Annotated in this window: 27 protein-coding genes; 16 read left to right on the forward strand and 11 right to left on the reverse strand. The window is 59.9% G+C overall.

What is annotated here, in order from left to right:
* The first annotated feature begins 93 nt into the window (after positions 1–93).
* On the forward strand, positions 94–2,184 hold the full coding sequence (locus tag P0D52_RS03130) for a protein-disulfide reductase DsbD family protein (RefSeq protein WP_394693988.1): 2,091 nt from the start codon (positions 94–96) through the stop codon (positions 2,182–2,184).
* On the opposite strand, the gene P0D52_RS03135 is transcribed toward P0D52_RS03130, so the two are convergent.
* On the reverse strand, positions 2,181–2,642 hold the full coding sequence (locus P0D52_RS03135) for a hypothetical protein (protein WP_394693989.1): 462 nt from the start codon (positions 2,640–2,642) through the stop codon (positions 2,181–2,183). The two genes, P0D52_RS03130 and P0D52_RS03135, sit on opposite strands and share 4 nt — an antisense overlap.
* A gap of 48 nt (positions 2,643–2,690) precedes the next feature.
* Between P0D52_RS03135 and pgi the strand changes: the two genes are divergently transcribed.
* The gene (gene pgi / locus P0D52_RS03140; protein ID WP_394693990.1) at positions 2,691–4,295 is read left to right on the forward strand and encodes a glucose-6-phosphate isomerase; all 1,605 of its coding nucleotides are present in this window, start codon (positions 2,691–2,693) and stop codon (positions 4,293–4,295) included.
* A 169-nt stretch (positions 4,296–4,464) separates the two neighbouring features.
* Here pgi and P0D52_RS03145 read toward each other — a convergent pair whose 3' ends face one another.
* Together P0D52_RS03145 and P0D52_RS03150 are read right to left on the reverse strand one after the other, a co-directional pair.
* A complete protein-coding gene (locus tag P0D52_RS03145; RefSeq protein WP_394693991.1) occupies positions 4,465–4,617 on the reverse strand; it encodes a hypothetical protein in 153 nt (50 codons plus the stop codon).
* A gap of 107 nt (positions 4,618–4,724) precedes the next feature.
* Positions 4,725–5,648, reverse strand: a complete 924-nt coding sequence (locus tag P0D52_RS03150) for a hypothetical protein (RefSeq protein ID WP_394693992.1) — start codon at positions 5,646–5,648, stop codon at positions 4,725–4,727.
* Positions 5,649–5,950: 302 nt separating this feature from the next.
* On the opposite strand from P0D52_RS03150, the gene P0D52_RS03155 reads away from it, so the two are divergent.
* Complete coding sequence (locus P0D52_RS03155; RefSeq protein WP_394693993.1) at positions 5,951–7,039, forward strand: glycoside hydrolase family 3 protein; 1,089 nt, start codon at positions 5,951–5,953, stop codon at positions 7,037–7,039.
* Between the two features lie 64 nt (positions 7,040–7,103).
* On the opposite strand, the gene groL is transcribed toward P0D52_RS03155, so the two are convergent.
* Together groL and groES are read right to left on the reverse strand one after the other, a co-directional pair.
* Positions 7,104–8,756, reverse strand: coding sequence for a chaperonin GroEL (gene groL / locus P0D52_RS03160; RefSeq protein WP_394693994.1), 1,653 nt, complete (start codon positions 8,754–8,756; stop codon positions 7,104–7,106).
* Positions 8,757–8,815: 59 nt separating this feature from the next.
* Positions 8,816–9,103 (reverse strand): co-chaperone GroES, encoded by a 288-nt coding sequence (groES, locus tag P0D52_RS03165; protein ID WP_394693995.1) that lies wholly within the window; start codon positions 9,101–9,103, stop codon positions 8,816–8,818.
* 247 nt (positions 9,104–9,350) lie between these two features.
* Between groES and P0D52_RS03170 the strand changes: the two genes are divergently transcribed.
* The 9 genes from P0D52_RS03170 to mutL all read left to right on the forward strand — a co-directional run bounded on the left by P0D52_RS03170 (position 9,351) and on the right by mutL (position 17,025).
* Positions 9,351–10,022 (forward strand): OmpA family protein, encoded by a 672-nt coding sequence (locus P0D52_RS03170; protein WP_187165490.1) that lies wholly within the window; start codon positions 9,351–9,353, stop codon positions 10,020–10,022.
* 98 nt (positions 10,023–10,120) lie between these two features.
* The gene (locus P0D52_RS03175) at positions 10,121–11,335 is read left to right on the forward strand and encodes an EAL domain-containing protein (RefSeq protein WP_394693996.1); all 1,215 of its coding nucleotides are present in this window, start codon (positions 10,121–10,123) and stop codon (positions 11,333–11,335) included.
* Positions 11,336–11,377: 42 nt separating this feature from the next.
* On the forward strand, positions 11,378–12,223 hold the full coding sequence (locus P0D52_RS03180; RefSeq protein ID WP_394693997.1) for a TIGR01459 family HAD-type hydrolase: 846 nt from the start codon (positions 11,378–11,380) through the stop codon (positions 12,221–12,223).
* A 61-nt stretch (positions 12,224–12,284) separates the two neighbouring features.
* Positions 12,285–12,728, forward strand: a complete 444-nt coding sequence (locus P0D52_RS03185; protein ID WP_394693998.1) for a MaoC family dehydratase — start codon at positions 12,285–12,287, stop codon at positions 12,726–12,728.
* Between the two features lie 9 nt (positions 12,729–12,737).
* A complete protein-coding gene (locus P0D52_RS03190) occupies positions 12,738–13,661 on the forward strand; it encodes a bifunctional riboflavin kinase/FAD synthetase (protein ID WP_394693999.1) in 924 nt (307 codons plus the stop codon).
* On the forward strand, positions 13,636–14,220 hold the full coding sequence (gene lspA, locus P0D52_RS03195; RefSeq protein WP_394694000.1) for a signal peptidase II: 585 nt from the start codon (positions 13,636–13,638) through the stop codon (positions 14,218–14,220). Before P0D52_RS03190 ends, lspA begins: the two co-directional genes overlap by 26 nt.
* A gap of 68 nt (positions 14,221–14,288) precedes the next feature.
* Positions 14,289–14,819: a DUF3035 domain-containing protein gene (locus P0D52_RS03200; RefSeq protein WP_394694001.1), complete on the forward strand. Its 531-nt coding sequence runs from the start codon at positions 14,289–14,291 to the stop codon at positions 14,817–14,819.
* A gap of 72 nt (positions 14,820–14,891) precedes the next feature.
* The gene (locus P0D52_RS03205) at positions 14,892–15,179 is read left to right on the forward strand and encodes a TMEM165/GDT1 family protein (protein WP_394694002.1); all 288 of its coding nucleotides are present in this window, start codon (positions 14,892–14,894) and stop codon (positions 15,177–15,179) included.
* A 31-nt stretch (positions 15,180–15,210) separates the two neighbouring features.
* Entirely contained in the window at positions 15,211–17,025 is a 1,815-nt protein-coding gene (mutL, locus tag P0D52_RS03210) for a DNA mismatch repair endonuclease MutL (RefSeq protein ID WP_394694003.1), read from the forward strand.
* Here mutL and rsmD read toward each other — a convergent pair.
* Positions 17,022–17,585, reverse strand: a complete 564-nt coding sequence (gene rsmD, locus P0D52_RS03215) for a 16S rRNA (guanine(966)-N(2))-methyltransferase RsmD (RefSeq protein WP_394694004.1) — start codon at positions 17,583–17,585, stop codon at positions 17,022–17,024. The two genes, mutL and rsmD, sit on opposite strands and share 4 nt — an antisense overlap.
* A gap of 1 nt (position 17,586) precedes the next feature.
* Complete coding sequence (locus P0D52_RS03220; RefSeq protein WP_394694005.1) at positions 17,587–18,360, reverse strand: pseudouridine synthase; 774 nt, start codon at positions 18,358–18,360, stop codon at positions 17,587–17,589.
* A gap of 14 nt (positions 18,361–18,374) precedes the next feature.
* On the opposite strand from P0D52_RS03220, the gene P0D52_RS03225 reads away from it, so the two are divergent.
* Positions 18,375–18,836, forward strand: coding sequence for a nucleoside deaminase (locus P0D52_RS03225; protein WP_394694006.1), 462 nt, complete (start codon positions 18,375–18,377; stop codon positions 18,834–18,836).
* On the opposite strand, the gene P0D52_RS03230 is transcribed toward P0D52_RS03225, so the two are convergent.
* Positions 18,820–19,404, reverse strand: coding sequence for a GNAT family N-acetyltransferase (locus P0D52_RS03230; protein ID WP_394694007.1), 585 nt, complete (start codon positions 19,402–19,404; stop codon positions 18,820–18,822). The genes P0D52_RS03225 and P0D52_RS03230 overlap by 17 nt on opposite strands.
* A gap of 11 nt (positions 19,405–19,415) precedes the next feature.
* Positions 19,416–20,147 (reverse strand): TSUP family transporter, encoded by a 732-nt coding sequence (locus P0D52_RS03235; RefSeq protein ID WP_394694008.1) that lies wholly within the window; start codon positions 20,145–20,147, stop codon positions 19,416–19,418.
* A gap of 88 nt (positions 20,148–20,235) precedes the next feature.
* Between P0D52_RS03235 and P0D52_RS03240 the strand changes: the two genes are divergently transcribed.
* Genes P0D52_RS03240 through P0D52_RS03250 form a run of 3 tightly spaced genes read left to right on the forward strand, consistent with a single transcriptional unit; the run spans position 20,236 to position 22,337 of the window.
* Positions 20,236–21,453 carry an acyl-CoA dehydrogenase family protein gene (locus P0D52_RS03240; protein WP_394694009.1) on the forward strand — a complete coding sequence of 406 codons (1,218 nt, stop codon included), beginning with the start codon at positions 20,236–20,238 and terminating at the stop codon, positions 21,451–21,453.
* 2 nt (positions 21,454–21,455) lie between these two features.
* Positions 21,456–21,863 (forward strand): DUF4345 family protein, encoded by a 408-nt coding sequence (locus P0D52_RS03245; protein ID WP_394694010.1) that lies wholly within the window; start codon positions 21,456–21,458, stop codon positions 21,861–21,863.
* 57 nt (positions 21,864–21,920) lie between these two features.
* Positions 21,921–22,337 carry a hypothetical protein gene (locus P0D52_RS03250; protein ID WP_394694011.1) on the forward strand — a complete coding sequence of 139 codons (417 nt, stop codon included), beginning with the start codon at positions 21,921–21,923 and terminating at the stop codon, positions 22,335–22,337.
* Here the strand turns inward: P0D52_RS03250 and P0D52_RS03255 are convergent, their stop codons facing one another.
* Positions 22,338–23,402 (reverse strand): phosphotransferase, encoded by a 1,065-nt coding sequence (locus P0D52_RS03255; RefSeq protein ID WP_394694012.1) that lies wholly within the window; start codon positions 23,400–23,402, stop codon positions 22,338–22,340.
* A complete protein-coding gene (locus tag P0D52_RS03260) occupies positions 23,402–24,679 on the reverse strand; it encodes an amidohydrolase family protein (protein WP_394694013.1) in 1,278 nt (425 codons plus the stop codon). Before P0D52_RS03260 ends, P0D52_RS03255 begins: the two co-directional genes overlap by 1 nt.
* Between the last annotated feature and the right edge of the window lie 23 nt (positions 24,680–24,702).

Here is a 24,702-nt window from a genome sequence, read left to right on the forward strand (position 1 = left end):
CCTAACTTAGCTGATCACAAAAGTGCGAGAGGGCTACCCCCCTCTCGCACTTTTTCTATATGACCTGTCAGCAGCTAAAACGAGTGACAGGATATGGTCCGTCTACTGACCCTGATGATCGCGCTTCTCGCGCTGGTGCCGGCCGTGAATGCGCAATCGAGCATGCCGGGGCGATCAGCGCTGGGCAATAATGCAATGGTCGAGACGCGGCTGGTGGCAGATCACGTCACCGTCTCCCCGGGCACAACTTTCTATGTCGGTCTCAGGATGGAGATCGAGCCGGGCTGGCATACCTACTGGCGCAATCCCGGCGATTCCGGTGAGCCAACAGATATTGAATGGACCTTGCCTGAGGGCGTGACTGCGGGCGACATCATCTGGCCCGCTCCGACTGCCTATCCGTTCGGACCGTTGATGAATTATGGCTATGGCGATGAAGTCGTCCTGCCCATTCCCGTGACAATTGCCGACGACTTTTCTGACCGCTTTCTGGAAATACGCGCGGCCGCCAGCTGGCTGGTGTGTGAAGAGGTTTGCATCCCGGAATCGGCAGATCTCGACCTGTTCCTGACGGTCAGTGAGACGGCATCGCCGGATAATGCCGGGGCAGCACTGATCCAGTCCGGACTGGACCGCGTGCCGTCGGAAAGTGATCTGTCTGCCGGGATCGCCCGGTCTGCAAGCTCCTTGATCCTGACCATCGAAACGCCTGAGGGCGGGCGCACCGTCCGCAATCCGGCCTTCTATCCTTACGCGGATATGGTGATCAATCACGCCTCCGAGCAGCTCGCGAACATTTCTGACGATGGAATTGCGTTGAAGCTGGACCCGGCCCCCGAAGCCCGTTCCGGCTTGACCTGGGCCCCGCAGGGCGTCTTGACCTATGAGGTTCAGGATGGTGGCGAATGGATCACCCGCGCAATTGTCATCACGCCCGAACCCGGTGTCAAAGTTTTCGATGTGCCGCAAGACGCGTTCGCGGGCTCCGTGCTGCCGGTAACAATCAGCGGCCTTGCCGTAACGCTGGTCTTCTCGCTCATCGGCGGGCTTATCCTCAATCTGATGCCTTGCGTGTTTCCAGTGCTGTCAATCAAGGCGCTGGGCTTTGTCGAGCGCGCGCATTCCGCACCGGGTGAATTGCGGCGGCACGGCCTGTTATTTCTGGCAGGTGTTCTGGTCACCTTCCTGGCGCTGGCGGCGGTCTTGCTGACCTTCAAGGCGATCGGCGATCCGATCGGTTGGGGCTTCCAACTGCAAAACCCGCTGGCGGTGGGCATTCTCTCGCTCGTGATGTTTGCCATTGGCCTCAATCTTGTCGGCCTGTTTGAGGTGGGAACGAGCCTGCAAGGCGTCGGCGGGCGTTGGGCGAATGCGGGCGGTGATGCCGGTGCCTTCATGACCGGACTGCTGGCGGTTGTCGTGGCGGCGCCCTGTATCGGCCCCTTTGCGGCCGGCGCACTGGGACTTGCCTTTTCGCAACCGGGCTTCGTGCTGGTTCTGGTCTCGCTGATGCTCGGCCTGGGTCTTGCCCTGCCGTATCTGATTTTGTCTTTCTATCCATCGCTCTTGAAGTGGCTGCCCAAACCGGGCCCCTGGATGGTTCGTTTCAAGCAGTTTCTCGCATTTCCAATGTTTGGCGCAGCCATCTGGCTGGTCTGGGTTCTCTCCATGCAGGGCGGCCCCCAAGGCGTCCTGATGCTGCTGATCGGTTTTCTGGCACTGGGATTCCTAGTCTGGACCTTGAAATTCTCGAATGTCACGGCGCGTATCGCTGCCGCCGCCGGCGTGCTCATGCTGCTGAGCGCGCTCTTTGGCGTGTCGCGGAGCACGATGGCTGTCGAATATGCCGGTGAGCCCTGGTCGCAGGACCGGGTCGATATGCTCGTGGCGGAAGGGCGTCCGGTCTTTATCGACTTTACCGCGGCCTGGTGCGTCAGCTGTCAGTTCAACAAGCAAATGACGCTGAATTCCCGCCAGGTGGTCGAGGCCTTTGAGACCAATGAGGTGACGGTTCTGATCGCGGACTGGACCAATCGGGATGACCGTATTGCGGCGGCGATACGCGGCTATGGCGCGGCGGGAATCCCGCTGTATGTCTATTATGCGCCGGGCAGTTCGGAACCAGTGATCCTGCCGCCGATTATCAGCACCGGCCTGATCCTTGATACGTTGAATGCCGACTAGCGAAGCGGCCCGCGCGGACAGCCGGGATCGACGCCGGTGAAAGGATCGATCTCCTCCTGATCGGCGATGGGCCCGATTTCAGCCGCGTGTTGCAACAGATATTCGAGGTCGGTGAAGACCTGAATTCTGTCCGCGCGGATTTCTGCCGCGTTGAGTGCCTGCTGACGGAGAAGCGCATCTTGTGCCATGCCGCGAAAGATGCAGCGCAGATCCTCGGGGCCGTTGCGCCTTTCCATCGCCAAAGACAACCGCATGGCCTGCGCAGAGAAAGCGTTAAGCCCGCTATAGAGCGCATCATCCGCCGTAACGGCAGGCGCGAGCTGGGCCGGATAGGACTGGGCCACGACGAGCCGTTCCCGAGCTTCGGATTGCAGTTCTGCGGCGAGCGCTGCAAACTCGGCGCCGGGTGCGGACTGATAGCTGCTCAGTGCGATTAACAGGGCTGAAAGGAGGGGCATTGGACTCTCTTCTGCGGCCAATCCGTGCCGGATGTGGAGTGAATGATCATGGCGATGACCCGTGAACAAGCCGTTGAAGCGATCCGCGCGCAGGCGGAGCGGGATTCCGGCCGCGACGGGCGCGATTTCCTGAAACAGGAAGACCGCCGCCTTGAACAATTTGTCCTGTCGGCGGCTGGACTGACATTCGATTTTTCCAAGCACGATGTCTCCGGCGACGCTATGGCAGCGCTACTCGGGCTAGCCGAAGCCGTGGAGCTGGACACAGCCATTCAGGCACTCGCACGCGGCGACGCGGTGAATCAGACCGAAGGCCGCGCTGCCCAGCACATGGCGCTTCGCGGCGGCGGCAAGGATGAGACACGCAAGTCGCTAGCCCGCGCCGAGCTGGACCGTGCGCTGGCGTTTGCCGAGGACGTTCGATCAGGGGCTTTCACCTCATCCAGTGACGAGGCGTTCACGCATATCCTGCACATTGGGATTGGCGGCTCGGATCTGGGACCAAGGCTGATCCATGACGCGCTATCCAGTCCGAATGCACCCGTCGAAATACGATTCTTGTCGAGTGTGGACCCGGATGCCTTCGAACGCGCCACGTCCGGACTGGACCCCGCCACGACTCTGGTCTTCGTGGTGTCGAAATCTTTCGGTACGCCAGAAACGACCCTGAATATGCAATCGGCCATTCAATGGCTGGAAACTGGTCTGGAAGGCGGGATTGGCCGCCATCTTGTGGCGGCCACAGCGCGGCCGGACGCGGCCCGCGCGCTCGGCATTTCCGATGAGCGCATATTCGAGATGTGGGACTGGGTCGGCGGGCGCTATTCCCTGTGGTCCTGCGTGTCGCTTTCCGTCATGGCAGCCATCGGGCGGCGGGAATTCGAGCAATTGTTGGCGGGCGCGCAGCGTATGGATGAACATTTTCTCCAGGCCCGCATAGCCGCGAATGCCCCAGCCATATCGGCGCTGATCAGCTGGTGGCATCGCATAATCCGCGAAAGCCAGTCCTGGGCGGTTGTGCCCTATGCCACCAACCTCCGGCTCCTGCCCGGTTGGCTGAAGCAATTATCGATGGAATCGCTGGGCAAGTCCGTCACGATTGATGGGCGTGCTCTGGCGGAGCCGGCGGGGCCGGTGGTATTTGGCGGCGAAGGGCCGGACAGTCAGCACGCCTTCTTCCAGATGCTGCATCAGGGCAGGGAGGCGATTCCGGTGGATATCATCGCCTTCGCGACCGGTGGCGATTCCCGTCATCGAAACGCGCTGCTGGCCAATGCCGTCGCGCAAGCCGAGGCGCTGCTGGCGGGACGCGATCTGGACGCCGCCCTATCCGAGCTGGAAGACAGGTCTCTGCCACAAGACGATGCGCAGAAGCTGGCACCCCACATGGTGATGCCGGGAGGGCGCGGGTCCACTTTCATCCTGGGACAAGAGCTGAACGCCGAATCGATTGGCGCGCTTCTGGCGTTTTTTGAACACCAGACGTTTGTTCTAAGTGTGCTTTTCGGCATTAACGCGTTTGATCAGTATGGCGTTGAGCTCGGCAAGACGCTCGCCAGTGCTCTGGAAACCGAAATGTCGACGGGCGGTTCCGGCGCGCACGATGCGTCTACTGCTACGCTTCTCCGGCAAATCGAGCACTATCGCCGCTAATGGGGGATTCTGGCGCTTGACGTCCCCCGATTGTGACGCCAAGGTAACAATCAGGACGGGACCTGACCGTTCAGTCCTTCGGCGTTTCGGGGAGGAGACGCCTCAATCGACCAATCAATTGCGGGCCGGATTAATCCGGCCCGCTTTTTTGTCTGATATCGGCCCGGGCTTAAAAATACCCGTGCCGCACTTCGCGTTCGCTACGCTCTGATGATGATGAGGACGACTCGCCCTCGTCATTTGACGGCATGCTGGCACAAGCGGTCGCTGCGGCAGCAAAGAGTGTGGCGGCCAACATGGCCAGTGCTTTCTTGAAACGCATAATGGAACTCCCTCGAGGTTAAAGCGCTAAGCGCCCTCAATTGAAGCCCTTTCCAATGTGTCGGCCTGCCCGAAACTTCCCCGTTCGAACAGGCCGATAAAGTACGTCTACTCGTCTTCGTCGATTTCGATGACAATGCTGCGGCTGGATGATCCTTCACCGCCCGCCAGTTCTTCCACTTGCAGACGATTCAGCCATTCGGTTCGGGCGTCACCTTCCAGTTCTTCGCCGTCGACCCAGATGCGCTCTTCACCGTCTTCGCTGACAAATCGCAATTCGCGGCCGCCGCGTACACGCAGTTCGTGGATCGCATCCTCATGCATGTCCTGATTGTGCCGGGCGATGACATGAACGCGCCGGGCTTCGCGGCCTGCTTCCGCCAATTCACGCTCGGCCTGTTCCAGCTCGATCCGCATGACGCGCAAGGCTTCGGCACGTTCGCCTTCGGATTCGCGAAGTTCGATCCGGACCTCGCGCATGGATTCGGCAATTTCTTCGCGGGCACGGGTCAATTCCCGCTGCACTTCCTCACGTTCCTCATCGGTCATTTCGCGGCGCTCACCGTTGACAATGACCATGCGGCGACCCTGATTGCGCGCCAGCTCTTCCTCGACATGGGCGAGTGCGCGCTCCATTTCCTCGCCATGCAGGTCATCGACGACGATTCGCATGTCCCGCATGGATTCCATCTGGACTTCGATTTCTGCCAGATGGAGTTCAAGCTCTTCGCCGGCGGTCGCAAATGCAAACGTGCTGTGCCCGCCATTGATGATGCGAACATTGTCGCCGGAAATGACAATGCGGCCGTCTGCGGCGGTTCTGAGGGCATCGCCATTGATGAAGACGTCGCCATCAATCGTTTCAACGTCCACGCCGCGAATGATGATGGTTTGGCCGTCAGACGCATCGCGCTCCACGATAACATGTACGTTCTCGCGGTATTCACTCTGGTCGCTGGCCATGGCAGCGGTCGTGCAACCGGCAGCGATTAGCGCTGCGGCGGCGGCGGAAAGGCTGAGAATTTTTTTCATGTGTCCCTCCAGTTAGGAGCCCGCACCGTCTCACCGCGCTGATTACCAAAGGTGTGCGGTTCGCTGAATATTTCGTCATGTGGTTGAAAGTGTTGCGGCGATGCATGGGGATTTGGGGAAGCATGCATCGCCGCGGGAAGGGGCCTTTCATGAAGGCCGGGCCAAGCTGGTTGATTTCACATTACGGCGGCTTGGCGATGGCGTGACGAATTGGTCAGCAACAGTTCATGAAGCGGCGCAGAGTTTGCAGAGCTCCTCTTGTCGGCAATAATGCCAAAAGACCGGTTCAGGCGGAGTTTGAGATGCGCAGACGGACATTCTTGCAAGGCGTAGCCGCCAGCGGCATCGCGGCTGTAACGGCCTCGGCATTTGCATGGCAGGGCCTGACCCTTCGCCAGAAAGCTGCGCGCATGCTGTTAATGGGCTTTATCGGCGACAATATGGAGACGGATGGTGCTGCCGCGATTGCCGGACATCTTGAAGCCGGCAACATCGGCGGCGTCCTGTTCTTACGCCATAATGTGCGGTCTCGAGACGGCGTTGAGGGAATGACGGCACAATTTCGCTCCCTTGCACCGAATGCCTGGATGGCGGTGGATCAGGAGGGCGGTGCCGTGCAGCGCCTGTCGAGCGATCTCGGTTATTCCCCCATTCCGCGTGCCTATGTCATTTCCGAAGAAAAAACCGTCGAGGAGGCGCGGGACCTTTACCGCGCCGCCGCCACCGAATTCCATGAAGCAGGATTCAATCTCAATCTTGCGCCAGTGGCCGATGTCCAGGATGACGAGAATGGCGTGATCGGCCGATGGGGCCGGGGCTATGGAGCTGACGGCGAACGGATTGCCGAATATGCCGGGGCTTTCATCGAGGCCTTCGAAAGTGTTGGCGCGGCATGTTCCATCAAGCATTTCCCCGGGCACGGACGGTCATCAGGCGACAGCCATCACGGCTTCGTCGATATCTCCGAAAGCTGGAGCGAAGCCGAGCTGGACCCGTTCCGCCGCCTGATTGATGCCGGGCAAGCGCATCTCATCATGGGGGGGCACCTCACCCACCGCGGCCTTGATCCGGCGGGTGATCCCGTGACCTTCTCCCGTCCGATCCTGACCGACTTGCTGCGGGGGCAGATGGGCTATGCCGGCGCACTGGTGACGGACGATCTCGATATGGGGGCGATCCGCGAAAACTATAATCAACGCGAAGCCGTAATCCGGTCCATCCGGGCCGGCAATGACATGATCATGATGTCCAACTCGGCCGCGCCGGACCCTGACCTTCCGGTTCGCTTTGCCGACTGGATTGAAGCGGCGGTCGCAGCCGGTGAACTGGACGAAGGCCGGATTGACCAGTCGATGGCGCGGCTGGATGTTCTCGCGGCGCGATCCAACTAGGCGCGATAGAAAAAGGGCGGCCCGATTGAGCCGCCCTTGATCATTCAAGCGAGGTTGGCGCGGACTAGAAGCCCATGCCACCCATGCCGCCCATTCCGCCCATGTCACCCATATCAGGGGCGCCACCGGAGTCCTTCTTCGGCTTTTCGGCCACGGCGGCTTCCGTCGTGATCATCAGAGCCGCGATGGAGGCGGCGTCCTGCAGGGCATGACGCACAACCTTGGCCGGATCGATCACACCAAAGGCCAGCATGTCGCCATACTCTTCGGTCTGAGCGTTATAGCCGAAGGTCGCGCTCTCGTTTTCCAGCACTTTGCCGACAACGATGGAGCCTTCAACACCGGCATTGGTCGCGATCTGACGGATCGGGGCCTGCACGGCACGGGCAATGATGCCGATGCCTTGCGTCTGGTCGGTGTTGTCACCTTTCAGGCCGTCCAGCGCCTTGGAGGCTTTGAGCAGAGCAACGCCGCCGCCCGGCACGATTCCTTCTTCGACAGCTGCGCGGGTTGCGTTCAGCGCATCATCGACGCGGTCCTTGCGCTCTTTCACTTCCATCTCGGTGGCGCCGCCAACCTTGATCACAGCAACACCACCGGCGAGTTTCGCTAGGCGCTCTTGCAGTTTTTCCTTGTCGTAGTCCGACGAGGAATCTTCGATCTGGCGACGGATCTGACCCACGCGGGCTTCGATGTCGGCTTTTTCGCCAGCGCCATCGACGATGGTGGTGTCGTCCTTGGTGATGGTGACGCGCTTGGCTGTGCCGAGCATGTCGAGCGTGACGTTTTCCAGCTTGATGCCGATGTCTTCGGAAATGACCGTGCCGCCCGTCAGGATGGCGATGTCTTCCAGCATGGCCTTGCGGCGATCGCCGAAGCCGGGAGCCTTAACAGCCGCAACTTTCAAACCACCGCGCAGCTTGTTGACCACGAGGGTCGCCAGCGCTTCGCCTTCAACGTCTTCAGCGATAATCAGCAGCGGACGCGAGGACTGAACCACAGCCTCGAGAACCGGGAGCATGGCTTGCAGCGAGGACAGCTTCTTGTCGAAGAGGAGGACATAGGGGTCTTCCAGCTCGGCCTGCATCTTGTCGGCGTCAGTGATGAAGTATGGCGAGAGGTAGCCGCGGTCGAACTGCATGCCCTCAACGACATCCAGCTCGGTTTCCAGCGACTTGGCTTCTTCCACGGTGATGACGCCTTCATTGCCGACCTTTTCCATGGCCTTGGCAATCATTTCACCGATTTCTTTTTCGCCATTGGCGGAAATCGTGCCGACCTGGGCAATTTCCTCGGAGCCCTTGATCGGGGTCGAGGCGTCCTTGACATGCGACACAACGGCCGCAACGGCTTTCTCGATGCCGCGCTTCAGGTCCATCGGGTTCATGCCGGCCGCGACAGACTTCATGCCTTCGCGAACGATGGCTTGCGCCAGAACGGTTGCGGTCGTGGTGCCATCACCGGCGGCATCGTTGGTTTTCGATGCCACTTCGCGGACCATCTGGGCGCCCATATTCTCGAACTTGTCGGAGAGTTCGATTTCCTTGGCGACAGAGACACCGTCCTTCGTGGTGCGCGGAGCGCCGAAGGACTTTTCGATCACGACATTGCGGCCTTTCGGGCCGAGTGTGACTTTCACAGCATTGGCAAGCGTATCGACGCCCTTGAGCATCTTTTCGCGGGCTTCAACGCCGAATTTGACTTCTTTGGCAGCCATTTTTCAGTTCCGTTTTCTTTGTCTTGATTGGTTTTGAATGAGCAGAAACCGGCGGGGCTTTAGCCCATCACGCCGAGGATGTCCGACTCTTTCATGATGATCAGCTCGTCACCGTTGAGGGTGACTTCAGTGCCCGACCACTTGCCGAACAGGATGCGGTCGCCGACCTTGACGTCCAGTGCGCGCACTGAACCGTCATCCTTGATGGCTCCGCCGCCAACGGCCACGATTTCGCCTTCCTGCGGCTTTTCCTTGGCGGTATCCGGAATGATGATTCCGCCCTTGGTCTTGGATTCTTCTTCCACGCGTTTCACGAGCACACGATCGTGCAGCGGACGAAATGACATGTTCATACCCCTGTTTGGTATTCATTGTTGTTGCGAAGAGCCGGTTAGCACTCTCATGCACCGGCTGCTAACGAGGGGGCAGATAGGCATGTGGAGGGGAGGCGTCAAGTAGCATGACGCGACTCGTCTGCTTTATGGTGCCACGTCCCATTCATCTTCGGTTCACCGCCGAATCTTTCAACTGACACTCGTATTTCTGCCATGATCGGCGTATAGTGACGCCCTGAAACCAAAACGGAGTTTACCCATGTTGTTTCGTACCCTTGTCGTATCTGTTGCTGCTCTCTCCTTCGCAGCTGGCTGCACGACGACCGACCCCTATACCGGCGAGACCCGGCCAAACAATACGGCTCGTGGCGCGCTGATCGGGGCAGGCCTGGGTGCCGCCCTGGGTTATCTGACGAACACGAATGATTCCGAAGAAGGCCGTACCAATGCGCTGATTGGCGCCGGTATCGGTGCTTTGGCGGGGGCTGGCGTCGGTAATTATATGGACCGTCAGGAAGCCGCCATGCGCGAGCAATTGCGGGATTCCGGTGTCGGCGTGCGCCGTCAGGGAAATGATTTGCTTCTGATCATGCCGGGCGACGTCACCTTCGCGACCAATTCCGCCGATATCGAGCCGCGTTTCTATACGGTTCTGAACGATGTTTCGGACGTGCTGAACACCTATCCGGCGACCTATGTCGACGTGATCGGTCACGCTGATTCCACGGGCGCGGCGGATTATAACCAGCAATTGTCGGAGCGCCGGGCCCAGTCGGTAGCGGGCTATCTGATCTCGCAACGCGTTCTGCGCGACCGCTTCTATGTGGCCGGTCTGGGCGAAACCTCGCCGATCGCGTCCAATGACACGCCGTCGGGCCGCGCGCAGAATCGCCGGGTCGAAATCCGCATTCGTCCGCACGTGGCGAGCTAACGCAGTCGGTCATTCGTTAACGATCTGACAACACGGCGCGATCCAACGTAGTCTGGAGCTAATCGAATTGATTCGCTCTAGATTGCTTTGGATCGCCCATGCCTCGCGCCAGCGACATTCTGATCGTCCTGACCTACGCCATGATTGCTGTGGTGTCGGCGCTGGCGTTTGAACGCCTCGGGCTGATGTCGACCAGTTTTGCCTGGATGATGGGTGCCGGGGTATTCCTGATTGCCGGGCAGGCCCATTCCGCCGCCGCTCGGGCCATCGAGCGTAAGGAAATGATTTCCGAGATCGACGCGCTGAAAGCCGCCAATCTCGATCTCGCCGAAGAAATGGCGGAAGCGCAAGCGCGCCTTGATACGATTGCGGACACCATTCGCGCGGAAGCCCATCAGCGTGAAGAAACGCTGACGAATGAGGTGCGGGTGCTTGAGGATCTGGTGCGCCGCATGGGGGCAGGCGCGGGGGCGCCGATTACCTCGGCCAAGCCCGCGAATACCGGGCAGTCACCGGTCAATATGGATATCGTCCGCGATGCATTGGCGGCCAATCGGGTCGATCTCTATCTGCAACCCATTGTCTCGCTGCCGCAACGCAAGACATATTTCTATGAGAGCTTTTCCAGGCTGAGAGACCGTGCCGGTAATATCATCACGCCGGCGGCTTTCATTCGTGCTGCCGAGGATGCCGGCCTGATGGCAGAGGTGGACAACCTTCTGCTCTTCCGTTGCGTGCAGATCGTGCGCCGGCTGACGCAATCAGACCGGCGGATCGGCATATTCTGCAATGTCTCTCTCCGGTCTCTGGCGGATGAAGATTTCTTCCCGAATTTCCTCGACTATATGCGGCGCAATTCGGACCTCGCGAGTTCCCTGATCTTTGAAGTTTCGCAGGCGGCGTTTGAAGCGCGCACGCCCGGAGCCGCACGGAATATGGGCCGTCTGACCGATTTCGGTTTCCGCTTCTCGGTCGATCAGATGACTGACCTCAACAGCGATTTTGCAGAAATGCAGCGGGCGGGAGTCCGGTTTGCGAAGGTCGAAGGCCAGCGTCTGGTCTCCGCCATCCGCAATGAGGAGCCCATTGGCGGGCTCTCCGCCGGGTCCATCCAGCCGGAAGACATTCCCAGCCTGTTCGCCAAGTTCGGCATGGATCTCATCGCGGACAAGGTTGAACAGGAGCAAACGGTTGTTGAGCTCCTTGATATCGATACCGGCTTTGCCCAAGGACACCTCTTTGGTGAGCCCCGCCCGGTCCGTGACGAAATCCTCGACGAGACCACGACGCAGCCCATTCGCCGCTCTGCCTGATAGCCGCTTGCATCGACAGGGCAGACCGCTAGGTAAGGCGATATGAAAGCTGCATTTCATTTTCGGGACATTGTCGGTCGCTACTCCGCCCTCTTTTGCGATGTCTGGGGCGTCATTCGGGACGGCCATGCCATTCTGCCCGATGCGATTCAGGCCCTGCAGGAAACGCGCGCCACCGGTGTGCCGGTCATTCTGGTGTCGAACTCACCGCGTCCGGCTCACGATGTCTCGCGGCAATTGTCGCTGATGGGCGCGCCGGATGATGCCTGGGATGGCATTGTGACCTCAGGCGACGCGACACGCATTGCGCTGAAAGAGCAAGCACCGGGGCCATTCTTCAAGATAGGTCCTCCGGGGGGCGATGATCTGCTCTATGACGGTCTGGATATTGCGTTTTCGGATGTGGATGAGGCGCGTGCCATCGTTTGTACCGGTCTGGTTCGCGAGCTGGGGTCGGAGCCGGAAGATTACGAAGCCTTGCTTACGAAGCTGGCTGACCGGCAATTGCCCATGATCTGCGCCAATCCGGATATCGTGGTACAGGTCGGTGATGATCTTGTCTGGTGTGCGGGCGCATTGGCGCGGCTTTATCGTGAGCTGAGCGGAACGAGCGTGATCGCCGGAAAGCCACACAAGCCCATCTACGAGCTGGCCTATCGCATGCTTCTGGATCGGGGGTGGAAAGGTGACCGCAAGACGGTTCTGGTCATCGGCGACGGACCGGAAACGGATCTCGCCGGCGCTGCGCGGAATGGTGTCGATTCGCTTTTTATCGGAGACGGTATTCTGGGCGGTGATTTGAACCCGTCTGATTTGTCTGCGGTGGCGGAGGAGCTGGCGCATTACAACGCCTCGGCGACCTGGTTTGCGCCACGGCTGATCTGGTAAGCCGTCTGGACAGCGCCGCTTGCTTGCCGTCTAAAGGCGGTGAATTCATTGGAGCCCGGACATGACCCAAAAGGCACCCATTCCGCTGGAAGATTTCCGCGTTGGTCAATCGGCCGAGATTACGCGACTGGTAGACGATGCGACCGTGCGCGCCTTTGCCGAAGTCTCCGGCGATCACAATCCGCTGCACCTTGATGAAGAGTTTGCGCGGCGTACGCCTTATCGCGGACGCATCGCGCACGGGGCGCTGATTGCGTCCTATCTGTCAGCCCTTCTGGGAAATGAATTGCCCGGTCCGGGATCGATTTTCGTCAGTATGGATCTGGGCTTCCGGTCTCCAGTCAGAATTGGCGATACCGTGCGGTCGCGCGCTGAAGTGATCTCGATCGACCTCAAATCTCGCATGATCGAACTCGCCTGTTCCTGCAGGGTCGGGGACACTGAAGTGATGACCGCGCGCGCGTCGGTCATGGTCCGGACCCGCAAACGAAAATCCGCAGAATAGCGACGTTTCATGCTGATTGTCGAAGGCCCGCCAAAATCCGAATTGCCGCCCTGTGCGCTTGCGCTCGGCAATTTCGATGGTGTTCACGAGGGCCATCTCGAAGTTCTGAATGCGACGCTGAGAAAAGCTGAAGACGCAGGTCTGGTGGCTGCTGTTGCTGTTTTTGACCCGCATCCGCGGCGCTTTTTTCAGCCGGATTCGCCGCCCTTTCGCTTGATGGATGACGTGCAGCAAGCCGACGCTATTCGCGATCTTGGTTTTGAGCGCTTGCACATCCTGCCGTTCAATGCCGCAATGTCCGGCATGATGCCGCGCGAGTTCGCGGAGACGGTGCTGACAGGCTGGGTCCATGCGAGCCATGTTTTCGTGGGCGCGGATTTCGAGTTTGGCAAAGGTCGCAGTGGTGATGTGCCAATCCTGTCCGGAATCGGTTCGCAAATCGGTTTCGGTGTCACGGGCGTGGCGCTGAAAGCCGAGGGTGAGACAAAAGTTTCGTCCAGCCGTATCCGCCAGGCTCTGGAAGACGGCGAAATTGACGCTGCTCGCGATCTGCTCGGGCGGCCCTGGGTCGTGCGCGGCGCGGTCGAGCACGGCGATCAACGGGGCCGGACCATCGGCTTTCCGACAGCCAATATCAGCCTTGGTGACTACTGCCGTCCGGCTTTTGGCGTCTATGCGGTGCGCATCTCTGTAGACGCACAGGTTCATGTTGGCGTTGCGAATGTAGGCCGGCGGCCGACCGTCGATGGCACCACCGAGCGCTTGGAAGTGCATATTTTCGATTTCGCCGATGATATCTACGGGCAGATGACGGAGGTCGAATTCATTCGCTTCCTGCGTCCTGAACAAAAGTTCAATGGACTCGACGCCCTGAAAGCGCAAATTGGACAGGATGCCATTGCGGCGCGTGCGGTTCTTGCCGGGCAAGCCTGACGGTTTTCAGATCAATCAGACGGTAAGTGGACACGACATGTTTGAACGCCGGATATCGCCTGTCATTCCCTATTCCGGATTTGGCATAGCCGCTTTGATCGTCGCGCTCGATCAGGCCAGCAAATACTGGATGCTTTACGGGCTGGACCTGATCAACCAGACGCCGGGCCAACGCGTGGAGGTCTTTTCCTTCTTCCACCTGACCATGGTCTGGAATCGCGGGATCAGCTTCGGTTTCCTGCAGGCACAAGCCTTCTGGCAAAGCCTGCTGCTCATTCTGTTCTCGCTCGCCGTGTCGGGCCTTCTGGCCAGCTGGATGCTGAAAGCCACGCGTTGGCTGCAGGCGTCGGCCTATGCGCTGATCATTGGCGGCGCGCTGGGCAATGCGATTGATCGCGCCATCTACGGCGCGGTCGCAGACTTTCTGGATTTTTCCAGCTTGCCCTTGCCGTTCGGTTTCCAGTTCAACTGGGTCTTCAATGTGGCGGATGTTGCCATCAATATCGGTGTTGTCGCGTTATTGATCGACCTTTTGTTCAACGATCGCGACGCAAGGTGAGGGCCGGGCTGGTGAAACCGCCTGTCTTTCGCTAGAAAACCGTCGAACGTTTATTCGGGAGTATATTTATGCGTCAGCGTCTGATCACGCTCGCGGTCCTGACCGCGACCATCGCGGTAGCTGGATGCGCCGGCATTCGTGGCGGCAGCGCCGAACCGGATGAGTTCCGCGTTGTTACAATCGCTCCTTTGACCGTGCCGCCGGAATATAATTTGCGCCCGCCGCGTCCCGGTGAGCCGCGCCCGGAAGAAATCTATCCGGACCAGGCCGCTCGTGCCGCACTGTTCGGCGCGCAAGGTGATTTTGCCGGCTCTGATGGCGAAGCCCTTCTTGTTGCACGCGCAGGCGGCGGCGAGGCGGACCCCTTCATCCGTGCTATCATCGATGGTGAAACCGCTGCTGTGGTTCGCAAGTCGACCGATTTCAGCAACCAGATCCTGTTCTGGCGCGAAGGCACGGAAGGCATTGGCGACAATGCCGTGACCATCGACGCCGAGGAAGAAGCCGAGCGCCTCGAGCTTATCGAACGTGTTACCGGCGGCGGTACGGTGGAAATCCACCGCGACCGTGGCGGCATTGGCAAAATTCCGGGTCTGTAAACACCCGATTATTACCGATTCAAGGCGGCGCGGCTTCGGCTCGCCGCCTTTTTCATTTCCATGGAGATCAGAATGACGCAGCTGCTTGCGATCTTTGTCACTGTTTTTCTGGCGGAATTGGGAGACAAGACCCAATTGGCAACCGTGCTGTTTGCCTCCGAACGCCAGACGTCACCCCTCCTCGTATTTCTGGCAGCGTCTGCCGCACTGGTGGCCTCGACCGCGCTGGCCGTGGCGCTCGGGACCGCAGCGGAGCGCTGGCTGGCTTTCCTGCCACTGAAATTGCTCGCCGGTATCGGTTTTATCCTGGTCGGCGGCTGGACCATCTTTGATCATTTCAGAACCGCCGCAGCGGCTTGACCCGCCGCCCAGCCTTCAAGAGGCTGTGGGCATGACCATTATACGCCGACTCAGCCCTGAAACCGTCAACCGGATCGCCGCCGGCGAAGTCGTCGAACGACCGGCCAGCGTGGTGAAAGAGCTGGTCGAGAATGCGCTCGACGCCGGTGCCCGGCAGATCGATATTCATGCCGAGAAGGGTGGCCTTGCCCGCCTGACCGTGACCGATGATGGCGAAGGCATGGATGAGGAGCGGCTCGCGCTATGCGTTGAGCGTCATGCCACCTCAAAACTGCCCATTGGCGGGGATGGTGTAGACGATCTTCTGAATATCGACACAATGGGTTTTCGCGGCGAGGCCCTGCCGTCGATTGGCTCGATTGCCCGCCTGTCGATCACGACTCAGGCGCAAGGCACGATGGACGCTTTCTCCCTCAGCGTTGAGGGCGGACGGCAGAGCGACATCAAACCGGCGCCGCCCATGGGGCTTGGCGGGACGCGTATTGATGTGCGCGATGTTTTCTATGCCACCCCCGCCCGGTTGAAATTCATGAAGTCGGAACGCGCGGAGGCGAACGCCATTGCCGATGTCGTCCGGCGTCTGGCGCTGTCGCGTCCCGATGTGGGTTTTACGCTGACGATTGATGGCCGTAGCCGGTTGGCGCTGGCGGCGGAACGCGGGGAAGAAGCGCGGCGGCTTCGCCTTTCAGCCATTCTCGGCAAGGATTTCGGCGAGAACGCGCTGGAGATTGATCAGGAGCGCGAGGGGGTCCGTATCACCGGGTTAGGATCGCTGCCGACTTTCAATCGCGGGTCCGCACAACATCAATATCTCTTCGTCAATGGACGTCCGGTGCGCGACAAGCTTCTCGGCGGAGCTGTCCGTGGTGCCTATCAGGATTTTCTGGCGCGCGACCGGCACCCTGTGGTGGCGCTATTTGTCGATCTGCCCGGCGGGCAGGTGGATGTGAATGTTCATCCGGCCAAGGCCGAAGTGCGGTTTCGGGATCCCGGCCTCGTCCGGGGTCTGATTGTCGGGTCCTTGCGACACGCACTGGCGGGTGCGGGACACCGCGCCTCGACCACGGTGGCGGGCTATGCGCTGGGCCGGGCCCGGCCTGATGGCGCGGTTCACCAGACACCCCATAGTCTGATGGCGGCGTGGGGCAGTCCACGCCCGCCGGAATCCGGGACGCTGGTTCAGGATCGCTCTGCTCGGGTTGAGGTTGACTTCTCCCGGCCGGCCGGCTTTGCCGGATCGAATTCTGATGCGCCGCCGGTTGAAGACTATCCGCTCGGCATGGCGCGGGCGCAGCTGCACGAGACCTATGTCGTGGCGCAGACGCAGGATGGCATGGTGATCGTGGATCAACATGCGGCGCATGAACGGCTCGTCTACGAGCGCTTGAAGACCATGCTGGCCGCCAGTGGTGTCTCGAAGCAGGCGCTTCTGGTGCCGGAAATCGTTGATCTGGACGCCGCCGAGGCCGAGCGGGTTCTGTCTCGCGCCGATGAGCTGGCGGAACTGGGTCTGGTGGTGGAAGGATTCGGGGCGAATTCGATTGCCGTGCGCGAAGTGCCGGCCTTGCTGGGCAAGCTGAATGTGCAGGGTCTGATCCGCGATCTGGCCGATGATTTGGCCGACTATGACGCGGCGCTTTCGCTCAAGGAAAAGCTCGAAGAGGTGGTGGGCACCATGGCGTGCCATGGTTCTGTGCGGGCGGGCCGCCGCCTGACGGGCGATGAAATGAACGCGCTGTTGCGCGAAATGGAAGCCACGCCCCATTCAGGCCAATGCAATCACGGCCGCCCCACCTATGTGGAATTGAAGCTGGCCGATATCGAGCGCCTGTTCGGGCGGCGCTAATCCCGTTTCAGGAACACCACTTTCGCTGCGCCCCAGATGCGTTCATCGATGGCCTCCCAGCCGGGCAGGTACGGGACGTCCTCATCGGCGGCAACTTCGAGCACGGCCAGAGCATCGTCTGTGATCCAGTGTCCATCAATCAAGCCGGACAGGGCGGGCGGTGCGAGATCCTTGCCATAGGGCGGGTCTAGGAAAACGAGATTGAATTGCATGCCGAGTTTCGCCGGTTTCTCGCCGAGATCGGTGGCGGAGCGGCGATGCAGGCGCGTATTTCCAAACAGCTGGAGCGTTTCGATATTGTCGCGAATAGCGCCGCGCGCCCCGGCATCGGTATCGACAAAGAGGCAGAAGCTCCCGCCGCGGCTCATGGCCTCAAAGCCCAGTGCGCCGGAGCCGGCAAACAGATCAATAATCCGCGCGCCCTCCAGCGCAGGAGCCCAGGCGGCATGTTCCATCACATTGAACAGGGCCTGACGCGCCTTGTCGGAAGTGGGCCGTGTATTCGCTCCCTTGGGCGCATTCAGCGGACGGCCTTTGAATTTACCGGCGACGATGCGCATGTCAGTCCTTGCCTTTGAGGAAATGCCCGCACTGATCCTGCAAGACGCGCTCCGGCACGGGTTTGACTTCTCCGGGCTGAAGATTGCCCAGCTGGAAAGGCCCATAGGAAATCCGGATCAGCCGGTTAACCGTCATGCCGACGGCGGCCAGGGCTTTACGGATTTCGCGGTTCTTGCCTTCGCGCAGCGAGACGTTCAGCCATTTATTGCCGCCCTGTTCGCGTTCGATCTCGACTTCGATCGGACCGTATTTCACGCCTTCGGCGGTTATACCCTTGCGCAGTTTTTCCAGTTCGGTCTCGGTCACCCGGCCAAAGGCGCGCACGCGATAGCGCCGGGCCCAGCCCGTTGAGGGCAGTTCGAGAGCGCGGGACAGCTCGCCATTATTGGTGAGGAGAAGCAGGCCTTCGGAGTTGAGATCGAGGCGGCCGATCGAAATCACCCGGCCCAATTCCTTGGGCAGTTTCTGGAAGACGGTGTCGCGGCCTTCCGGATCCTTGTGAGAAGTCACGAGGCCGGTCGGTTTGTGATAGCGCCAGAGCCGTGTTTTCTCAGGTTCGCCGATATCCTTGCCGTCAACGGAGACCCTGTCTTTGGCCGTGACGTTGAGCGCCGGGCTCTTCAGCGTCTTGCCATTTACCGTGACGCGCCCGTCGAGAATAAGCTGTTCGGCGCCGCGCCGACTGGCGACGCCAGCCCGTGCCAGCACTTTTGCGATACGTTCGCCGGAATGTTGTTGATCTGCCAAAGCTTGACCCTTCTGCGCTTCACGCATACGCCGCGAGTGTCATGAACGAGACCCGCGATCAATCCCTTATGCTATTGGCACTGGCCGAGGCGCAAGCCGCGGCTGAAGCCGGCGAAGTGCCGGTTGGTGCCGTGATCGTTGATCCGGCGAGCGATACCGTCATTGCAGCGGCCGGGAATGCACCGATTGCGGGCCATGATCCGACTGCCCATGCCGAGATCCGGGCCATTCGGATGGCCGCCGAAAAGCGCGGCAATTACCGGCTGAGCGGGCTGGAATTGTTTGTTACCTTGGAGCCCTGCGCCATGTGCGCCGGCGCAATCAGCTTTGCCCGGATTGGCCGGGTCGTGTTTGGTGCCGCCGATGAAAAAGGCGGTGCGGTCCTCCACGGTCCGCGATTCTTCGAGCAACCGACCTGCCACTGGCGTCCGGAAATCGTGTCCGGCGTTCTGGCCGGCGAATCGTCAGATTTGCTCCGGACGTTTTTCAGGACAAGGCGCTAAGCCGCGCCTCGAGCCCGGCTTTCACATCCGGCCATTCGTCCTTCAGGACTGAAAACCAGACCGTGTCCCGCAAGTCTCCGCGCCAGGTCCGCATTTGCCGGCGCAGCGTGCCTTCATGTTTTGCGCCCATTTTCAACATGGCTGCTTGAGAGCGTTTATTTAGCCCGTGCGTTTTCAGCTCGGCGCGTTCGGCGCCGCATTCGAAGAGCCGCCCCAGCAGGGCCAGTTTGCAGGCGGGATTGACCTCCGTGCCGCGCGCGGAGGCCGTGTACCAGGTCCAGCCGATTTCAGCGCGCTGATGAGGTGGCGAAATGACGAGATAGGCGGAATGCCCGACCATTTCGCCCGTCGTTTTCCGGAAAATGGCATGGCTGATCTGTGTGCCCGCCAGCTGTGTCGCCAGCATCAGGTCGAACCAGGCGTCGAAATGCTCGCCATTGCCACGCAGCGTTGTAAGTGACCAGATGTCCGGATCGGCCGCCAGAGGCCGCATGGCTTCGCGATGGGTGTCGTTCAGTGGCTCGAGACGAACCCATTCATTTTCCAGAACGGCTGGAATCAATTCCATCGCAAACAACCTCAGAACAGCAGAATGAGGCCGCGTATCACATAGATCCCGCCGACGCCCGTCACGATCCATTTCGTATATTTGCGAAAGTCTGCATCGCTCATGAGGTTGAGCACCCGCGCGCCGAGCGTGGTACCGATAATGGCCAGCGGCGCGGCCGCCAACAGCCATGGCCATTCGGTGAGGGCCCCTCCGGCCAGCGCTGGTGCCAGGTAAAAGGCGATTTTCGCGGCGTGTGCGGCGACCTGGGTCGCGGCTTTGGTAGCGACGATCACGCGCCGGTCCATACCGTCCGCAACAAAGAAAATGTCGAGCAAAGGTCCGGAGACCCCCGCAACGATGTTCAGCCCGGTGACGGTAAAACCGCAGAAGACCGCATGGCCGGGACGGCGCGCATCGAGATGAAGGTGGCGCCTCGGAACCCAGATCAGGGCGGGCACCAGCCCCAGAATGACGAACAGCCAGGGTTTTGAAACTTCGAAAGCAAAGCCGATCAGCAATGCGAATGCCGCTGCCGAGCCGGCCAGATAAATCGTCAGCACCCGCCAATCGATGAATTTGCGCCAGAGTATGGCGCGCCAACCATTAGAGACGCTTTGAATGGCCCCATGCGTCACCATGGCGGCGGAAACCGGCAGGAGCAGGGCCAGAATGCCCATCAAGATGAGCCCGCCGGCCATGCCGAAAATGCCGGAGATGAAGGCCGTTACGAGGGCTGCGACAATAATGATAGGCCATGTCATGTGAATCATCCCCGCAAAGCTATTGACCCGGCTATAGTCGGTGTCAGATCGTATTCAAATATCCGACCGGGATTTAAGGGGAGCTCTCATGGAATTTTCGTATTCACCGCGATGCCAGGATTATCTGGATCGTCTGCGCGCCTTCATGGACGCGCACATCTATCCGAATGAATCGACATACGCCGAACAACTCGCCGCGTTTGGCGAAAACCGCTGGCAAGTGATTCCGATCATCGAGGAGCTCAAGGAGAAAGCGAAAGCTGCTGATCTCTGGAATCTGTTCTTGCCCGAATCCGAAAAAGGTGCCGGGCTGACCAATCTCGATTACGCGCCGCTGGCCGAAGAAATGGGCCGCGCCCCCTGGTCATCCGAAGTCTTCAACTGTGCCGCGCCGGATACGGGCAATATGGAAGTGCTCGCCCGCTACGGCACGCCGGAACAGCAGAAGCAGTGGATGGAACCGCTGCTAGCCGGGAAGATCCGCTCGGCCTTCCTGATGACGGAACCCGATGTGGCCTCATCTGATGCCACCAATATCCAGTGCAAGATCGAACGCGATGGCGATGAATACGTCATCAATGGCCGCAAATGGTGGTCATCCGGTGCCGGCGATCCCCGCTGCGCGATCTATATCGTGATGGGCAAGTCGGATCCGAATGCCGAGAAGTATCGCCAGCAATCGATGATCCTCGTGCCGGCCGATGCCGAGGGCGTCACGGTGAAGCGCCATCTGCCGGTCTTTGGTTATGATGATGCGCCGCACGGGCATATGGAAGTTGAGCTGAAAGATGTGCGCGTTCCCGCGACCAATATGCTGCTCGGTGAGGGGCGTGGCTTCGAGATTGCGCAAGGCCGGCTTGGACCGGGCCGTATTCACCACTGCATGCGCACGATTGGTGCGGCCGAACGGGCACTCGAATTGATGGTCAAGCGCGGCATGAGCCGGGTGGCCTTTGGTCAGCGGGTCGCTGATCATTCGATCTGGCACCACCGCATTGCCAAGGCGCGCATTGACATTGAAAGCGCGCGTCTTCTGACGCTCAAGGCCGCCTGGATGATGGATACGGTGGGTAACAAAGTTGCCCAGCGCGAGATCGCCATGATCAAGGTGTTGGCACCACGTGTGGCTCTGCAGGTCATTGATGATGCGATCCAGATTCATGGCGGTGCCGGGGTTTCAGCCGACACGCCGCTGGCCAGTGCCTATGCCGGTATCCGGACCCTGCGTCTCGCAGATGGCCCGGATGAAGTGCATGAGCGGGCGATTGCGCGCATGGAAATGAAGCGGCTTTCGAACGAGGCTTGATCATGGAAAGCCTTGCCATAGGCATTGCCGGGATTTTCGGAGTCATTGGCGCCGGGCTGGGGCTCGGCGCCATGATCTCTCCCGCCTGGGCGGCGAAACTGGTCCGGATGCAGGCTGACCCGGACAATCCTGACGGCCATGCCGAATTCCGGGCAACGTTCGGCGGCGTGTTCTTCTTCCTGCACATTGCATTCCTGCTAGCAGTTTTGCTCGGGCAGGGGGTCATTGGTGCGGCCGCCGTTCTGTGTTTTGGTTGGGGCGGTGCCGCTTTCGGCCGGGTTTTGTCACTTTTTCTGGACGGGCCTGCAGTCCGAACCCGGCATAATTATGTGTCGGTGGCCGTTGAGCTGGTGGCTGCGATGGCCTTTGCGCTGCCAGTGATAGTCTTTGTGATCCATCCACCGGCCTGACTTCTGCGCAATCCGATCTATGTCATGTCCTACAAACACGGGCAGGAGTGGCATTGAATGGAAATGATTCTGATTCCGACGGTCATCGCCGCCACGATTGGCTGTTTCATGGGCGGTGCCAGTCTGGCGGTTCCGCGCTGGGGCGCATCTGTTGTTCGCCTTCAAGCTGATCCGAGATGGAAGGGCGGTTGGTCGGAATTTCGCGCCAGCTATGGCGGCGCATTTTTGCTCGGCCATGCTGCGATATTGCTGACGTTTTTCATGCGGTCACAGGCCGGTTCAGCAGCCTTGATGGGCACGGGCTTTGCCATGGGAGCCTTCTGGATTGGCATGGCGCTGGGGCGCGTTGTTTCCATGGTGGCGGACAATCAGCAACACGAAACGCGCACGGGCTACAATCTTGCGGCCGTCGGCTTTGAAACAATTATGGGGCTGGCGCTCTGGAGCCCGTTTTTGGGCCATATCGCCAGCTGATCAGCCGCCCGCCTTTTCCGCGAACGACCACGCATAATCTGCCATGGGTTCGACCATGGCACCGTATTCCTTCGCCTTGGCATTCGAGGCATTGCCGAGGGTGGAGCGGTGATAGACGCCTTGCACGATCGCGGCGAGGCGAAAGAGATTGTAGGCAAAGTAGAAGTCCAGCTGCGGCAGGCCCGACCGTCCCGTCCGGCGGCAATAGGCTTCTACATAGGCGGCTTCGTCGGGAATGCCCAGTTCGGACAGATCGGCGCCCAGGAAACCATTGCGCATTTCCTTGGGCGTGCGCCATTGCATCAACTGATAGGTGAAATCGGCCAGGGGATCGCCAAGCGTGGAAAGTTCCCAGTCGAGCACTGCGACGACTTTCGGCTCGTCCTTGGCAAAGATCATATTATCCAGCCGGAAATCGCCGTGAACAATACTGGCGCGATCCTGTTCCGGCGCTGCCGCGGGAAGCCACTCGATCAACCGGTCCATGGATGCGATTGTCCGGGTCTCCGAGGCTTTGTACTGCTTCGACCATCGCGCGATCTGGCGCGGAATATAGGCGTCCGGCTTGCCGTAGTCACCGAGGCCGATGCTCGCGGGATCAAAGGCGTGCAGTGCCGCCAGTGTCTCATTCATCGAGTCGTAGATTGCCGCGCGTTCATCGCCGTCAACCGAGGGCAGGAAGGGATCCCAGAAAATGCGGCCGTCAATGAAGTCCATCACGTAAAAGGCCGTGCCAATCACGTCCGGATCTTCACACAGGCCATGCATTTTCGGCACCGGAAAATTCTGACTTCCCAGTGCGCGCATCACGCGAAACTCGCGGTCCACGGCATGGGCGGACGGCAGCAATTTGCCGGGTGGCTTGCGACGCAGAACGTATGCCCCGTTCGGCGAATCGAGCTTGTAGGTCGGGTTTGACTGCCCGCCCTTGAACTGACCGACCTTCAATGGCCCGGAGAAACCGCCGACATTGGCTTCCATCCATCCGAGCAAAGCGGCCTCGTCGAACCGAAGGGCATCTGCAACGTCCTTGGTGCCCGAGAAAGTATCATCAATATTTGCCATCAGTCGGAATAGACCTCTCCGCCTTGCATCACGAAACCGACGTTTTCCAACGCCGTGACATCTTCCAGAGGATTTATCGACACAGCAATGATGTCGGCAAACTTCCCGGGCTCGATGGTGCCGATATCCGAGTCCATCATGACATGTTCCGATGCTGTCACCGTGGCAGTCCGTATGGCCTCCATGGGTGACAGGCCAGCCTCGACCAATAATGCGAATTCGCGGGCATTGTCGCCATGGCGAGAGACACCGCTATCGGTGCCGAAGGCAATCATTACGCCGCCCTCATGCGCGCGTCGCGCCATGTCGAGCATTTGCGGGCCGACTTCCAGCGATTTCTGGCGTGTTTCCGGGGTCATCCAATCGGCATTTTCGGCCAGTTCAACTACGGTTGCGCCGGCCAGAAGCGTCGGCACCAGATAGACATTGTTGCGGCGGAAAAGGCGGATGGATTCGTCATCCAGATACGTTCCATGTTCGATGGAATGAACGCCATTCTCGATCGCCGAATTGATCCCCGTGGCTCCATGGGCATGGGCGGTGACATAGCGGCCCATCATGCTGGCAGCCTCCATGATTGCGGCCAGTTCATCGTCGAAGAATTGCTGCTCCGTTCCGGCCGCGGTTTGCGACAGCACACCGCCAGTGGCCGTGATCTTGATCAGGTCGACGCGGGCGCGGACGAGTTCGCGTACGGCGCGGCGGCAGTCAGCCGGGCCATTGCAGGCCGACTGGCTGGAGAAGGCATGCATGATGTCCTCGTTATAGCCATTGATATCGCCGTGACCGCCGGTCGGCGTGACGGCCGGGCCTGAAACCCGCATGCGCGGCCCGATGATATCGCCATCGCGTTGACCATCCCGCAGAGCGATGATCGCTTCGAGATCCCCGCCAACGTCCTGCACCGTCGTAAAACCGGCCATCAGGGTCGAGCGCGCATTGCGAACGCCATCCATTGCCCAGTCGGCAGAGGAGAATGTCACGTTCTGCAGGCGGCGATTGGGGTTCAATTCCGAGAGCAAGTGCACGTGGCTATCGATCAGACCCGGCAGAACATACTGGTCTGAAAGATCGATCGTCTCAGCACCGTCGATTTCGACAAACCCATCCTCGATGCGGTCGATGCGCTCACCAATGATAACGATGGACTGATTGTCCGCGGGCGCTTCTCCCGGGACGGCCAGAAGCCAGCCTGCATGAATGACGGTGACATCCTCCTGGGCGAATGCCCAGGGGCTCAGTGCGATGGCCAGAACGGCCGCAAAAATCGGTTTCATATGACCCTCCCCAGGATGTCTTG

The sequence above is a fragment of the Hyphobacterium sp. genome (genome assembly GCF_043584775.1).
Taxonomy (GTDB): domain Bacteria; phylum Pseudomonadota; class Alphaproteobacteria; order Caulobacterales; family Maricaulaceae; genus Hyphobacterium.